Annotated in this window: 14 protein-coding genes; 4 read left to right on the top strand and 10 right to left on the bottom strand. The window is 29.6% G+C overall.

Annotation, left to right across the window (positions count from 1 at the left end; genetic code table 11):
* Nucleotides 1-252: 252 nt before the first annotated feature.
* Together AB1Z17_RS02030 and pckA are read left to right on the top strand one after the other, a co-directional pair.
* Entirely contained in the window at nucleotides 253-621 is a 369-nt protein-coding gene (locus AB1Z17_RS02030) for a DUF423 domain-containing protein (protein ID WP_368050119.1), read from the top strand.
* A 311-nt stretch (nucleotides 622-932) separates the two neighbouring features.
* Nucleotides 933-2,552 (top strand): phosphoenolpyruvate carboxykinase (ATP), encoded by a 1,620-nt coding sequence (pckA, locus tag AB1Z17_RS02025; RefSeq protein ID WP_368050118.1) that lies wholly within the window; start codon nucleotides 933-935, stop codon nucleotides 2,550-2,552.
* Between the two features lie 72 nt (nucleotides 2,553-2,624).
* Here pckA and AB1Z17_RS02020 read toward each other — a convergent pair whose 3' ends face one another.
* The 3 genes from AB1Z17_RS02020 to AB1Z17_RS02010 form a co-directional block, all read right to left on the bottom strand.
* Nucleotides 2,625-3,239 (bottom strand): deoxynucleoside kinase, encoded by a 615-nt coding sequence (locus tag AB1Z17_RS02020; RefSeq protein WP_134248720.1) that lies wholly within the window; start codon nucleotides 3,237-3,239, stop codon nucleotides 2,625-2,627.
* 163 nt (nucleotides 3,240-3,402) lie between these two features.
* On the bottom strand, nucleotides 3,403-4,083 hold the full coding sequence (locus tag AB1Z17_RS02015; RefSeq protein ID WP_368050117.1) for a response regulator transcription factor: 681 nt from the start codon (nucleotides 4,081-4,083) through the stop codon (nucleotides 3,403-3,405).
* Nucleotides 4,076-5,548 carry a sensor histidine kinase gene (locus AB1Z17_RS02010; RefSeq protein WP_368050116.1) on the bottom strand — a complete coding sequence of 491 codons (1,473 nt, stop codon included), beginning with the start codon at nucleotides 5,546-5,548 and terminating at the stop codon, nucleotides 4,076-4,078. The genes AB1Z17_RS02015 and AB1Z17_RS02010 overlap by 8 nt, the downstream gene beginning before the upstream one ends.
* 128 nt (nucleotides 5,549-5,676) lie before the next feature.
* On the opposite strand from AB1Z17_RS02010, the gene AB1Z17_RS02005 reads away from it, so the two are divergent.
* The gene (locus tag AB1Z17_RS02005; protein ID WP_368050115.1) at nucleotides 5,677-6,564 is read left to right on the top strand and encodes a GLPGLI family protein; all 888 of its coding nucleotides are present in this window, start codon (nucleotides 5,677-5,679) and stop codon (nucleotides 6,562-6,564) included.
* Nucleotides 6,565-6,771: 207 nt separating this feature from the next.
* Nucleotides 6,772-9,450, top strand: coding sequence for a carboxypeptidase-like regulatory domain-containing protein (locus tag AB1Z17_RS02000; RefSeq protein ID WP_368050114.1), 2,679 nt, complete (start codon nucleotides 6,772-6,774; stop codon nucleotides 9,448-9,450).
* 86 nt (nucleotides 9,451-9,536) lie between these two features.
* Here AB1Z17_RS02000 and AB1Z17_RS01995 read toward each other — a convergent pair whose 3' ends face one another.
* The 7 genes from AB1Z17_RS01995 to AB1Z17_RS01965 all read right to left on the bottom strand — a co-directional run.
* A complete protein-coding gene (locus tag AB1Z17_RS01995) occupies nucleotides 9,537-10,112 on the bottom strand; it encodes an adenine phosphoribosyltransferase (protein WP_368050113.1) in 576 nt (191 codons plus the stop codon).
* A gap of 138 nt (nucleotides 10,113-10,250) precedes the next feature.
* Nucleotides 10,251-11,876, bottom strand: coding sequence for a chaperonin GroEL (gene groL, locus AB1Z17_RS01990; RefSeq protein WP_368050120.1), 1,626 nt, complete (start codon nucleotides 11,874-11,876; stop codon nucleotides 10,251-10,253).
* A gap of 122 nt (nucleotides 11,877-11,998) precedes the next feature.
* Nucleotides 11,999-12,277, bottom strand: coding sequence for a co-chaperone GroES (groES, locus tag AB1Z17_RS01985; protein ID WP_368050112.1), 279 nt, complete (start codon nucleotides 12,275-12,277; stop codon nucleotides 11,999-12,001).
* 157 nt (nucleotides 12,278-12,434) lie between these two features.
* Nucleotides 12,435-12,785, bottom strand: a complete 351-nt coding sequence (secG, locus tag AB1Z17_RS01980) for a preprotein translocase subunit SecG (protein WP_368050111.1) — start codon at nucleotides 12,783-12,785, stop codon at nucleotides 12,435-12,437.
* Nucleotides 12,782-13,597 carry a hypothetical protein gene (locus AB1Z17_RS01975; protein WP_368050110.1) on the bottom strand — a complete coding sequence of 272 codons (816 nt, stop codon included), beginning with the start codon at nucleotides 13,595-13,597 and terminating at the stop codon, nucleotides 12,782-12,784. Before AB1Z17_RS01975 ends, secG begins: the two co-directional genes overlap by 4 nt.
* A gap of 4 nt (nucleotides 13,598-13,601) precedes the next feature.
* Nucleotides 13,602-14,108, bottom strand: a complete 507-nt coding sequence (locus AB1Z17_RS01970; protein ID WP_368050109.1) for an LptE family protein — start codon at nucleotides 14,106-14,108, stop codon at nucleotides 13,602-13,604.
* Between the two features lie 50 nt (nucleotides 14,109-14,158).
* Nucleotides 14,159-14,686 (bottom strand): helix-turn-helix domain-containing protein (locus AB1Z17_RS01965; RefSeq protein WP_368050108.1); only part of this gene is annotated, 528 nt, incomplete at its 5' end.

The raw sequence follows: 14,686 nt of genomic DNA, 5'->3' as shown, positions 1-14,686 counted from the left end.
GTACCGATTGATGTGGCAATATTTTCATCAATAATATAACTTTCAATCCCCTGATTAGCTAAAAGAGTTTTTGCTATATGAACTTCATGTATTAAACTAGCTGTTAAAACGGTGACTAATGATTCAGATTTATTTTCCATAATTTTTTAGTTTAAATTGAAAAATGAAATTATTATTTTCTACTTAAATATAGCAATTTTAAAATTGAAACCGTTATAAATTTTTATATTTGACAGTTAAGATTTTGGCAAAATGAACAAAAATTTAATAATTACTGCTATAACTGGTGCGTTAACAATTATTCTTGGTGCTTTTGGAGCACATGTATTACAAGAAAATTTAAGTGTAAACGAACTTAAAAGTTTTGAAACGGGTGTAAGTTATCAAATGTTTCATGTGTTAGCACTGCTCTTTGTAAATACATATAAAGGATTTAATTCAAAGACAAAAAAGAGTATTAGTTTGTTCTTTTTTAGTGGAATTTTATTTTTTTCAGGATCAATTTATGCGATTACTCTAGGTGTTGATGCTAAAAATATTTGGTTTATAACGCCTTTTGGTGGGTTATTATTTATTATTGGTTGGTTAAAAATAGCTTTGTTTTTTAATAAAAATAAGTAGCTTTGCAATGTTAAAACTTTTAAACAGTTTTATAGTTAAAAAGTAAACTATTGCAGGGTAGTTGTTTTATGTATTGTTTATAAATAAATATATTTTTTGAAATTTTAAGAAAACGATTTCGTAAAAAAACTAAAAATAATTTTTTTAGTTTAAATATTTAAAATTGAATAGGTTAGGTTGTTGAAAACGTTTTAGTAAATAGGTTTTATTTACTGATATTTATCATATGTTTAACCACTTAAATAGTCGTAAATTTGATATAGAGTTAAAGTAAATAAGTGAAAATAATAAAAGATTAAAAACTAAAACTAATGGAAATTCTAAGTAAATCAGTAACAAAATCGTTGAATAATCTGGGAATTAAAAATGTTAAAGAAGTTATGTATAATCCATCTTATGATGAATTATATAAGGAAGAATTAAACCCTTCATTAGAAGGTTATGAAAGAGGTTATTTAACGGAGCTTGGAGCTGTAAATGTTATGACTGGTAAATTTACAGGACGTTCACCTAAAGATAAGTTTATTGTAAAAGATGATGTTACAAAAGATACTTTATGGTGGAATTCTGAAAAAGCACCAAATGATAACAAGCCTACAACTCAAGCTGTTTGGAATGATCTTAAATCTTTAGTTGTAGAGGAATTATCAAATAAGAAATTATTTGTAGTTGATGCTTTTTGTGGTGCTAATGTAGATACTCGTTTAAAAGTTCGTTTTATTGTTGAAGTTCCATGGCAAGCACATTTTGTAAAAAATATGTTTATTCGCCCAACTGCAGAAGAATTAAAAAGTTTTGGAGAACCTGATTTTGTTGTACTAAATGGTTCTGAAACTTCAAACCCAAATTGGAAAGAACACGGATTGAATTCTGAAAATTTTGTATTGTTTAACTTAACAGAGAAAATTCAAATTATTGGAGGTACTTGGTATGGTGGTGAAATGAAAAAAGGGATGTTCGCAATGATGAATTATTACCTGCCATTAAGAGGAATAGCCTCTATGCACTGTTCGGCTAATGTAGGTAAAGATGGTGATGTTGCAATTTTCTTTGGTTTATCAGGAACTGGTAAAACAACGCTTTCTACGGATGCTTCTCGTAAGCTTATTGGTGATGATGAGCACGGATGGGATGATGAAGGTGTGTTTAACTTTGAAGGTGGTTGTTATGCAAAAACTATTGATTTAGATAAAGAAGCAGAACCGGAAATTTATGGAGCAATTAAAAGAGATGCTTTATTAGAAAATGTAACTGTAGATGCTAATGGTAAAATAGATTTTACTGATGGTTCTGTAACTCAGAATACACGTGTATCTTACCCAATTCATCATATAGAAAACATTGCGGTACCTTCAAAGGCAGGACACGCTAAAAAAGTAATTTTCTTATCAGCTGATGCATTTGGAACGTTACCTCCAGTTTCTAAATTAACTCCAGACCAAACAAAATATCATTTCTTATCTGGATTTACAGCCAAGCTAGCAGGTACTGAAAGAGGTATAACAGAGCCAACTCCAACATTTTCAGCTTGTTTTGGTGCAGCTTTCTTAACTTTACACCCAACAAAATACGGTCAAGAGTTAGTTAAAAGAATGGAAGCTAACGGAGCCGAAGCTTATTTGGTAAATACAGGATGGAATGGAACTGGAAAACGTATTTCTATTCAGGACACAAGAGGAATTATCAATTCAATCTTAGATGGTTCTATTGAAAGAGCTGAAACTAAAAATATTCCAATTTTTAATTTACAAGTTCCAACTTCTTTGCCAGGTGTTCATACAGAAATTTTAGACCCAAGAGATACTTATGCAGACCCTGCTGAATGGAATAAAAGAGCAACGAAATTAGCTGGTTTATTTATCAAAAATTTTGAGAAATATACAGATAATGAAGAAGGGAGAGCTTTAGTAGCTGCTGGACCACAATTGTAATAAATGAATAGGTTATAAATTATAAAAAAGCTCGCCATTGGCGAGCTTTTTTTATGATAAAAAAATAAGTTTTTAAAATAATCCGTTTATTTGAGCATCAATTTTATCAATTACAAAACCTAGATCTTCAGGATTTGAAACAAAATCTAAATTGTCAACATCAATAATTAAAAGTTTTCCTTTAGTATATTTTGTAATCCAAGCTTCGTAACGTTCGTTAAGTCTGCTTAAATAATCTATACTTATAGAGTTTTCGTAATCTCTACCTCTTTTATGTATTTGCCCTACTAGGGTTTGTATTGAAGCTCTTAAATAAATTAGTAAATCTGGTGGTGTTACCAAGCGTTCCATAAGATCGAAAAGAGAATCGTAATTTTGGTAATCTCTGTTTGGCATTAAGCCCATTGCATGCAGGTTTGGTGCAAAAATATGGGCATCTTCATAAATAGTTCTATCTTGAATTATGTTTTTGCCACTTTCGCGAATTTCCAGAATTTGACGAAACCTACTATTTAAAAAATAGACTTGTAAATTAAAAGACCAACGTTCCATTTCGCCGTAAAAATCATCTAAGTATGGGTTTTCTTCAACAGATTCATAATGTGGTTCCCATCTATAATGTTTTGCTAAAAGTTTGGTTAACGTGGTTTTACCTGCTCCTATATTACCAGCAATGGCTACGTGCATAATTATATTTTATATAAAAATTAAAACGCTAAAGTTAAATAATTAATAATTAATAACGAAAAGTAAAAAAACAAAAAAGCTGAAAGGTAAAAAAGTTAAAAAGTTGAAAGGCTGAAAGGTTGAAAAATTGTAATTCGAAATACCAAATATTAGTAACCAAAGATTAGTAAATCAACTTATACCCATAACCACGCACATTAATTATTTGTATAGCAGGGTCTTCTTTTAGTTTTTTTCGAAGTTTTGTTATAAAAACATCCATACTTCTTGCATTAAAAAAATCATCATCGCCCCATAGTTTTTTTAAAATAAGAGAACGTTCTAGAATCTGATTTTTATTTTTAGCTAAATGATGCAGTAAATGAGCTTCTCTATGTGTTAAATTTTCTATGTGAGAATCTATTTGAAGGGTTTGTTTTTTTAAATCGAAAATAAATTTACCAAGTTGAATAGGGTCAGTACTGTTATCATTTTTACTTCTTTTTAAAAGGGCATTAATTCTAACAATTAGCTCTTCCATACTAAAAGGTTTTTTTAAGTAATCGTTGCCTCCTAAATTAAAACCTTTAACAACATCTTCAGTTAAAGATTTGGCTGTTAAGAATATTATCGGAATTTCTTGATCTTCTTTTCGTATTTCCGAGGCAAGTGTAAAACCATCTTTTTTCGGCATCATAATATCTAAAACCAACAGTAAAGGTTTTTCAGATTTATATGTTTTATATGCTTTTTCACCATCTTCGCAAAGGAGCACTTCAAAATTGCGAGTTTCTAAACTTTCTTTAATTATTTGTCCTAAAGAAGGTTCGTCTTCGGCTAATAGTATTTTTATTGACTTAGGCATCTAAAAGTTCTATTTTAAAGAGGGTGTTATTTTTTTTATCGTAAATAATATGAATGCTTCCACCGTGTTTTTCAATAATATTTTTGGTGTAATAAAGTCCAATTCCAAAGCCTTTTACATTGTGAGTATTACCTGTTGGTATTCTATAAAATTGCTCAAAAACTTTATCTTTTTGGGTTTTATGAATCCCGTTTCCATTGTCTTTTATCAAAATAATAATCTTATTTTTTTCTGATAATAATTCGACAGAAATTTTATCACCTCCATATTTTATGGCATTGTCAATAATATTTCCAAGAGCGTTTTCAAAATGGAATGTATCAAGGTTTAAAACTGTTTTAGCACATTTATTTTTAAAAGTAATAATTTTTTCAGCATTTATTAATTTGTATTTTTCGATAACATTTTCAATCAATTCTGAAATGTTTGTCCGTTGTTTTGTCAATACTAAATGCTCGTTATTTAAAGATGCAGTTTCTAATATTTTTTCTACCATTGTATGTAGTTTTTGCACCTGAGAATTAGCAATGCCTATATATTTTTCAGATTTTATTTTATCATCTAAAGCATTAAAATTTTTCATTGCCTCCAAAGCTGTTGAAATAGTTGCAATAGGTGTTTTAAACTCGTGCGTAATATTGTTTATTAGGTCGTTTTTTACTTCGGCTAGTTGTTTTTGTTTGTAAATAGTTTTTAGCAAATACACTAAACTTGCAATAATACTTAGAGATAATAATAATGAAAGAAATATACTCATAAACGATTTCTGTAGCAATAATTTGGTTTCGTTGGTAAAAAACAGCTGTAAGTTACTTTTATGAGGTAAAAAAGTTGATTTTGATGTTGCTATTAAATGTTTTTTAGGAAAATCTATTAGTTTAAAATCAATGGTTTCCGGCGGTAAACTGTCGTTGCTATAACGTCTGCTAAAATATTTATATTTTAATCCATAAGTAACGTCAATATTATTTCTTTTAAATTCTTCGTTTAAATAGGTGTCTAATTTTTCTAAATCTAAGGTATCTCTTGAAATTGAAATAAATACTTTTGAAATTAAACTATCTATGTTTTTTGGGAAGTTTTTATCTCTTGTAAAAAATGGATATTGTCCAAAACTATGATTTTTTAATAACAAAGGTTTACTACTATCTTTTTTAATTAAGTTCTGTAATGTGCTATCAATTTTTTTTCTAAATCCACGACGCGAATTTGTTTGTACAACAATAGTATCTATTTTTTTTTCTGAATTTAGAGTGTCGGTTGATGAAAATGTAATAATTCCAGATTTCGTTAAATTGGCAAAATAGGTCTCAACCGAATTGTCTAAACTCAGTTGAACTTTACTAATTAAGTTTTGTTTATTTGTTTGATATTCTTTTAAATTCCAATATATCTGAGCGGCAATTGTAATTAAAATTGTAGCACCAATAAAATAAACTACCCATTTGTAATTTTGTTTATTCATAATTCAAAGTTAAGCACATAAAGTCTATTATCCCAATTGATTAACAGTAGTTAACACTAATTAACGCAACTATATTTTCAATGGAACTATATTTGTATCTATAAATATTAATATAATAAACAAAACACATGAAATCTTTCCTTTTAAAAAGCACCGCAGTTTTAATACTATTTATAAGTTCAATGGCTTTTGCACAAGACTTTCAGGGTAAGGCAATCTATCAAACAAAGACCACATTGGATATGGATTTTGCTAGTAGTGGAATTCCTGCTGATAGAATTAAAATGATTCAAGAAAGAATGAAAAGTCAGTTAGAAAAAACATTCGAATTATCATTCGATAAAGTTGCATCTATTTATAAGGAAGAGGCAAAATTAGATCAGTCCGCTGGAGGTAGAGGAGGTATGCGTTTTATGATGATGGGTGGAGGTTCATCGGGAGATTATTACAAAAACACACAAACAAAAATGGCTGCAAAAGAGAACGAGTTTAGCGGTAAAAACTTTTTAATTAAAGATGCTTTAAAGACTTATGAATGGAAAATGGAGCAAGAAACTAAAATGATCGGTCAGAATATGTGTTTTAAAGCTACAACTGTTATTGAAGTTCCTGTGCGACCAGAATTTAGATTTGGACGAAGAAATGCCGAACAAAATAATAAAGATAAAGCTGAAGAAGAAAAGAAAGAGGAAGAGAAAGAAGAAGCACCTAAAATGGAACAAATAATTGTAACTGCTTGGTATGCTTTAGATATACCTGTAAGTCACGGACCTGGAGATTTTTGGGGATTACCAGGTTTAATTTTAGAAGTAGCCTATGGAGATACTAATATTTTATGTACTAAAATTGTGATGAATCCAAAGGATAAAGTTGAAATTAAAGAACCGTCTAAAGGAAAAGTAGTTTCTCAAAAAGAATACGACGAAATTATTGCTGAAAAAATGAAAGAAATGCAAGAGCGTTTTAGAAATGAACGTCAGAAAAGTGGAGGTACACATATTAGAATCAGAGGTTAGGTTTTGGAAAGTCCGAAGTCTGAAGTCAAAAGACCTAAGTCAAAAGTGTAAAGGTTTACAGTGGCTGAGCAGAGTCGAAGCCAAAAGCCTTTCGTGAAACGTCTTTGCGAGAAGTTTGATAAAACGACGCAGCAATCTCATGTTAAAAAGGCTAACTCCTACATTTTACTAAAAATGATAATTTTTTAAAAAATAAAAGAATTTAAAATGAAAAAGCATATAAGCTTACTTATTATAATAATAGCTCCTTTTCTATTAATTGCACAAAATGTTAAACTAGAAGGAATCATAAAAAACGAAGCCGGTGAACCCTTAGAAATGGCAAATGTTATTGCTTTTAAAAAAGGAACAAAATTTTTGCAATCCTACTCAATTACAGATACTAAAGGGAATTATAAATTAAGCTTAGAGGAAAATGAAGCCTATACACTCAAAGTAAGTTATTTGGGGTTTGACACTCAAGATGTTGAAATTAGTACAGATAATACTTCAGAAAATTTAACAAAAGACATTGTTTTAAAAGAATCTAATGAAGCATTAAATACTGTTGAAATTACTTACGAAATGCCAGTAAAGATAGTTGGAGATACTATTGTTTACAATTCCGATTCGTTTACAACTGGAACAGAAAAAAAGCTAGAAGATGTACTTAAGAAATTGCCAGGTATTGAAATTGATGATAATGGAGAAGTTGAAGTAGAAGGAAAAAAAGTTCAAAAAATATTGGTTGAAGGGAAAGCTTTTTTTGATGGGGATTCTAAATTAGCAACTCAAAATATTCCTGCAAGTGCTATTGACAAAGTGCAAGTTCTTAAAAATTACAACGAGGTTTCTGGAATGAGAGGTGTTACTAACAATGAAGATAATATTGCACTAAATATTAAATTAAAGAAAGGAAAGAATAAGTTTTGGTTTGGCGAAGTAAATGCAGGAATTGGTACTGACGAAAAATACCTCGCAAAACCTAAATTATTTTATTATAGTCCGGAAAAAAGTGTAAATCTTTTAGCAGATTTTAATAATATTGGCGAAGCACCTTTTACAATGCGAGACTATTTTAGATTTACTGGAGGTTTACGAGGTGCAATGCGCGGAAGTGGCACCAGTTTTAATGTTTCTTCTGGTGGTTTAGGGTTTATGACTACTCAAAACAATCGAGCTCAAGAAATTATTTCAAAATTTGGAGCCTTAAACTTTAGTTTAGCACCAAAAAAGACCTTAGATTTTAATGGTTTTGCAATTGTGAACGATTCAGAAACGAATATGTTTACAGAATCTAGCACTGTTTATAATAAATTAAATTTAATTGAAAATTCTTCAAATGCTGCAACCCAAGGAAGTAAATTAGGAATGCTAAAATTTAGCACTACCTACAAGCCAACTACAAATGTGCATATAGATTATGATATTTTTGGAAAAATTTCTGAACAAACCGAATTTCAAGATGTTACCTCAACAAGCAGAAGTGCAGATACTTATAAAGAAGAAAAACCAGTTTCTTTAAATCAAAATTTTAATTTGTATTATACCATAGATGATAAAAATATTTTTGCTGCTGAAATGCAACATTTGTATCAAAAAGACAAACCTTTATACAATTCAAATGCAACAACGCAGCCTTTCTTGGTAATTCCTACGTCAGATACTGAAAGTATTTTTGATATTATTCAGAATAAAAAATTAACAACTAATAAATTTGATGCCAAGTTTGATTATTACTATTTGTTAACTCCAAAAAGCAATATTAATATTTCTTTAGGGACTACGTTTAGTAAGCAGAATTTAAACTCTCATATTTCTCAAAGTTTAGATAATGGAGCTATTATAGATTTTGAGGATCCAGTTTTAAATAACAATGTTGATTATAATTTCTCAGATGTATTTTTAGGATTGCATTACAAAATGGTTTCAGGAATTTTCACCTTTAATCCGGGTGTGAGTTTACATCAATATACTACAAAAGATACGCAGTTGGGCATAGAAAATAAAGAGAATACAACTAAATTATTGCCAGATGTTTATGCTAATTTACAACTAAAATCTTCTGAAAGTTTACGTTTTAATTATGCAATGTCAACACAATTTACAGATATTGATAATATTGCTGAAGGCTATTTTTTAAATAATTATAAATCGCTTACTCGTGGAAACAAAGAATTGGAAAGTGCATTGTATCATAAATATTCATTAAGCTATTTTAGTTTTAGTATGTTCTCATTTACAAATATTAACGCTTCAATTAATTATACAAAAAAAGAAAATAGTATAAAAAACAATACTGAATTAATTGGGATTGATAGAATTTCATATCCTGTAAATTCAAATTTAGCTGATGAAACGCTATCTGCATTTTTTAGATATGGTAAAACGTATAGCAAGCTTAAAACAAACTTTTCTGCAAATGTATCAAACGCAACTTATAATAATATTGTGAATGATGAATTGATAAAATCAGAATCCTTATCGCATAATTATCAAGCAAGTATTGCAACAAAATTTAAAAATGCTCCAAATTTTGAAGTTGGATACCAAAAATCGTTTTCAGATTATAGTAGATCAAATAGTGAAACAGACAGACCGTTTGCAAATATTGAAGTTAGCTTCTTAAAAAACTTTATTTTAACAGCAGATTATAGTTATTATAATTATAAAAGTACTTTTGAAAACAGCATTAGTGAGACCAAAAACAACTATTCGTTTTTAAATGCAAATTTATATTATCAGCAAAAAGATAGTAAATGGGAATTTAAAATTTCGGCAAGTAATTTAACAGACAATACTTTTATGAATACCGATAGTTATAATGAAATTTCAGATAGTAATTCCACGTCATTATATTTTATACAACCACGCCTTTGGATGTTTTCTGTAAAGTATAATTTGTAAATATTTTTTAGTAGGTCAGAATTTCAAAACAATAAGATTTACTGAAAGGTATAATTATCAATCTGAATTTATTTTAAATCGTTGTTTTAAAAAGTCAAAAGTGCTTTAATTTTACTGTCATCCACATATTTTTGAAGCACTTTTCTTCCTGGTAAAAAGGATAAATCCATAATAAAATTAAATCCTGCAATTTCAGCACCACATTTTAAAATAATTTCTGCAGCTGCACCTGCAGTTCCACCAGTTGCTAATAAATCGTCGTGGATTAATACTTTATCACCTGGATTGATTAAATCTTTTTGAACCTGAATTTCATCTAAACCATATTCTTTTTCAAAGGTTTGTGTAATAACTTCACCTGGAAGTTTCCCTGGTTTTCTAGCTAATATCATAGGTGTTTTGGACGCTTTTGCTAAATCAAAACCAAATAAAAATCCTCTGGCATCAAAACATAGTATTTTATTGAAAAAAAATTCTGAACCTTTTTTTGGAAGTAATTCCTGTAAATAATGTGAAGTAATTAAAGCCAATTCTGGATTGTATAAAATACTTTGAACATCTTTAAAATTCACGCCCTTTTCTGGCCAATCTGGAAAAGTTTTAATTTCAGAAGTTAATAATTTTTGGCATTCTTCAAGAGTGGTTATAGCGTCTAATCTCATTGTTGATTTTTAATGTTTAAAAGATGATTCAAAAATACTTAAAATTGTCTGAATTCAAATTTTAATTTCTTTTTAAAAATAAAGAGGCTGTTTTAATTTTTAAAACAGCCTCTTTAAATAGTTAATGATTGTATTTTATTACATCATTCCTGGCATTCCACCACCCATTGGAGGCATTCCACCACCAGCAGGTCCTTCTTCTTTAATATCAACTAAAGTACAAGCAGTAGTTAAAATCATACCAGCAACAGAAGCTGCATTTTCAAGTGCAATACGTGTTACTTTTGTAGGATCTATAATTCCAGCTTTAAACATTTTAGTGTATTCATCCGTTTTGGCATTATATCCAAAATCTCCTTTTCCTTCTATCACTTTTGCAACAACAACTGATCCTTCTCCACCAGCATTTTCCACAATTTGACGCAATGGTTCTTCAATAGCTCTTGCTAAAATTTTAATACCAGTTACTTCATCTAAACTATCTGTAGTAATAGATTTTAATACTTCAATAGTTCTAACTAAAGCAACTCCACCACCAGCAACAATACCTTCTTCAACAGCAGCACGGGTTGCGTGTAACGCATCGTCAACTCTGTCTTTTTTCTCTTTCATTTCAACTTCACTTGGAGCACCAACATATAAAACCGCAACACCACCAGCTAATTTAGCTAAACGTTCTTGAAGTTTTTCTTTATCGTAATCAGATGTTGTAGTTTCAATTTGCGCTTTAATTTGAGCAACTCTTGCTTTAATTAAATCGGCATCTCCAGCACCATTTACAATAGTTGTATTGTCTTTGTCAATAGTAACTCTTTCAGCAGATCCTAGCATTTCTAAGGTTGCTTTTTCTAATGTTAGACCTCTTTCTTCAGAAATTACGGTACCACCAGTTAAAATTGCAACATCTTCTAACATTGCTTTTCTTCTGTCTCCAAAACCTGGAGCTTTTACAGCAGCAATTTTAAGAGCTCCACGTAATTTATTCATTACTAAAGTTGCTAAAGCTTCACCTTCAACATCTTCTGCAATAATTAATAATGGTTTTCCACTTTGCGCAACAGGCTCTAATATTGGTAATAAATCTTTAAGATTTGTTATTTTCTTTTCGAACAATAAAATGTAAGGATTTTCTAAATCCGTTAACATTTTATCTGCATTAGTTACAAAGTAAGGAGATAAATAACCTCTATCAAATTGCATTCCTTCAACAATATCAACGTAGGTTGTTGTACCTTTTGCCTCTTCAACAGTTATTACACCTTCTTTTCCAACTTTTTCAAAAGCTTGCGCAATTAAATCACCAATAGTTTCATCGTTATTTGCTGAAATAGAAGCAACTTGTTTTATTTTATCAGATTTGTTACCAACTTCTTGAGATTGATCTCTTAAATTTTTAACAATTGCAGCAACAGCCTTGTCAATTCCACGTTTTAAATCTAAAGGATTTGCTCCAGCAGCAACATTTTTTAAACCTTCTTTAACAATAGATTGTGCTAATACAGTTGCAGTTGTAGTTCCATCACCAGCTAAATCGTTGGTTTTCGAAGCTACTTCTTTTACCATTTGAGCACCCATGTTTTCCAGAGGATCTTCTAATTCAATTTCTTTTGCAACAGTTACACCATCTTTAGTAATTGATGGACCTCCAAATGATTTTCCAATTACTACATTTCTTCCTTTTGGTCCTAAAGTAACTTTAACAGCATTTGCTAAAGCATCAACTCCACGTTTTAATCCGTCACGTGCTTCTATATCAAATATTATATTTTTGCCATGTTATTATATTTTTGTGCAAAAATGCTATTGGCTATTTACCTTTAGCTTTTTGCTAGTTTTTTAAATAGATGTATTAAGCCAATTGCTAAATGCTAATGGCTAAAAGCGAATTATACAATTGCTAAAATATCGCTTTCTCTCATTATTAGATACTCGTTTCCTTCTAAAACAAGCTCAGTGCCAGCGTATTTACCATACAAAACAGTATCACCAATTTTTACAGTCATTGGTTCGTCTTTTGTACCGTTACCAACTGCTAAAACAGTTCCTTTTTGTTGTTTTTCTTTTGCTGAATCTGGAATGATTAAACCTGAAGCTGTTGTAGTTTCTGCCGGTAGAGGTTCTATTAAAACTCTATCAGCTAATGGTTTGATATTAATTTTACTCATTATGTATTAGTTTAAATTTATTAATTCTGTGAATTAAATAGTCTAAAAGTGTGCCAATTTTAATAAACTGACAAATGTACTTTTAAAGAAAAGTATAGAAATAAAAAAATGCCAACGTGTCACACACATTGGCATTTTTAAGTTATTTTATATGCTATTATTGAACTGTATCTTGTGAAGTTGTAGATTCAACTGGTAATGCTGCAGGTGTATCTTGTATTTCACGATTTTCAATAGTGTTTTCAATTTCTGAACTTGTATCAACTGCATTTACTTTTGGAGCAGCGAAATTAGATAATAATATAAGTGCTAATAACACAATTGAAAGAGTCCAAGTGCTTTTATCTAAAAAACTTGTTGTGTTTTGCACACCTCCTAAAGATTGTGTTCCACCACCACCAAATGAAGAAGCTAATCCTCCTCCTTTAGGATTTTGAACCATAATAATTAATATTAGCAAAAATGCTACTATCATAATCAGAACTAAAAATAATGTATACGTTGTCATGACTTATTCTTTTGTAAAATTTTAATTGCTTTAATTTGGTCTGCAAAGAAACCACTTTTTTCTGGATATTTCAAACTTAAAATGCGATAGGCTTTTATTGCATTTTCAAATTTTTGTTGTTCAAGATATACTTTCGCTAAAGTCTCAGTCATTAAACTTTCGTTTTCCGAAGAGCTTTCTGGTGAAAAGTCTTGATTTACAGTATCTTTACTTACGGGTTTTATTTTTGGCTTGCTTTCAATAAACTTATTTATTAAACTAATTTTAGTACTTTTTATCGTGTCTTTTTCTTTGATTTGAGTCCTAATAATAGGTTTTTGACAAACCAATTGCATCCATTCATTAAAAGAATGTGGTTCTGAACTTTTAAATTTCAGCGGTTTTCCAATTTCTAAAACTTCTGAAGAGGTATTTTTCGTTTTCTCAACTTTAGGAATTTCAATTATTTCTTCAGTTACTTTGTTACTTTTTGGTTTAAAAGCTGTTGTGATTTTTTTATGAAGTGTTTTTATCGTTTCTGGTTCGATAACATCAATTTCTTCTAAAATAGGAATTTTGGGGGTTGGTGTTCTTCCAAAATTTTGTGAAGTAATAAAATTAAAAAGAACGGATCTGTCAACAGTATAAGCAGCTGTTTTTTTTAAGGCCTGGTTGTATTTAAAACTATTGGTATTGTTTAATCCTTTTAATTGAATGGCTCTTGCTAATTGAAAATACGGATATTCATTAATAACAGCCTCCAATTGCTCGGTTTTGGCACTGCCAATTGTTGCGGTGTTTTGCATTAAAGCTGTAAAGTCAGTAGTATTCATAGGATTACCATTTTGCTACAGATGCATTAAAAATATCTTGTGCAATACGTTCAATAATTTCGTCAAAAGCATCATCTAAAGCGCTACCAATTAATTGAGCATTTGCGTCATAATCGTAATAATGAGAGAAGTTTTTTTCAAAATTATCATCTTCATTTTTATTATTGAAAAAACGAACATTTACGGTTATTGTTAGCCTGTTTTGCGCTGCTGTTTGCTGTGCAGTTGCGGTCATAGGATTTATTTTATAACCAGTAATTTCACCTTCAAATTGTAAATCTCCTCCAGAACTAACGGAGGTTAAATTTGTTTGAGTATCAAATAAATCTCTTAATTGTGTTGTAAATACTTGACTTAAAGAGGGTTCTACTAAAATAGCTTCATTTGGAAAATAATCTATTTGTACTGTTTTTACATCAGGATTTATATTTGTTCCAGTAAATGAATAAATTCCACAACTTTGTATTGTGATTAGTGTTAGTAATGAGAATAAGATGCCAATTTTTTTCATTTAAATAATGTTGATTTTAAAAATTCAGATTTCAAAGTTAATTAATAAAACTATAAATCGTATTGTTTTATTTTACGATATAAAGTTCTTTCTGAAATACCTAATTCTTTAGCAGCTAATTTTCGTTTTCCATTATTGCGTTCAAGAGATTTTTTTATAAGTTCAATTTCTTTGTCTTGAATAGATAAACTTTCGTCTGCATCAATAGTTTCAGCAAATTCATAATCTTCATCTAAATTGTTATAATTTTCATTAATTCTAACAACTTCAACGTGATTTTCTTCCTGCTCTTTAACAGACTTGTCTTTATATATTTTTTGAATAAGTTGTTTATTTTCTTCTTGAACTTTACCGGTATCGTTACCTTTTAATAAATCAAGTGTTAATTTTTTTAAATCGTTGATATCATTGCGCATATCAAACAAAATCTTATACATTATTTCTCGTTCAGAGGCAAAATCGCTTTTAGATTTATCTCCGCTTATAACAGAAGGTAAATTTGTTCCTTTACTAGGTAAATATTCTAAAATTTTTTGAGCAGAAATAAGTCTATTTTCTTCTACAACAGATATTTGTTC

Source organism: Lutibacter sp. (assembly GCF_040883305.1).
In the GTDB taxonomy this organism is placed as follows: domain Bacteria; phylum Bacteroidota; class Bacteroidia; order Flavobacteriales; family Flavobacteriaceae; genus Lutibacter.
The sequence above is the reverse complement of the archived record's forward strand: the minus strand, read 5'-3'. Positions and strand labels throughout refer to the sequence as shown.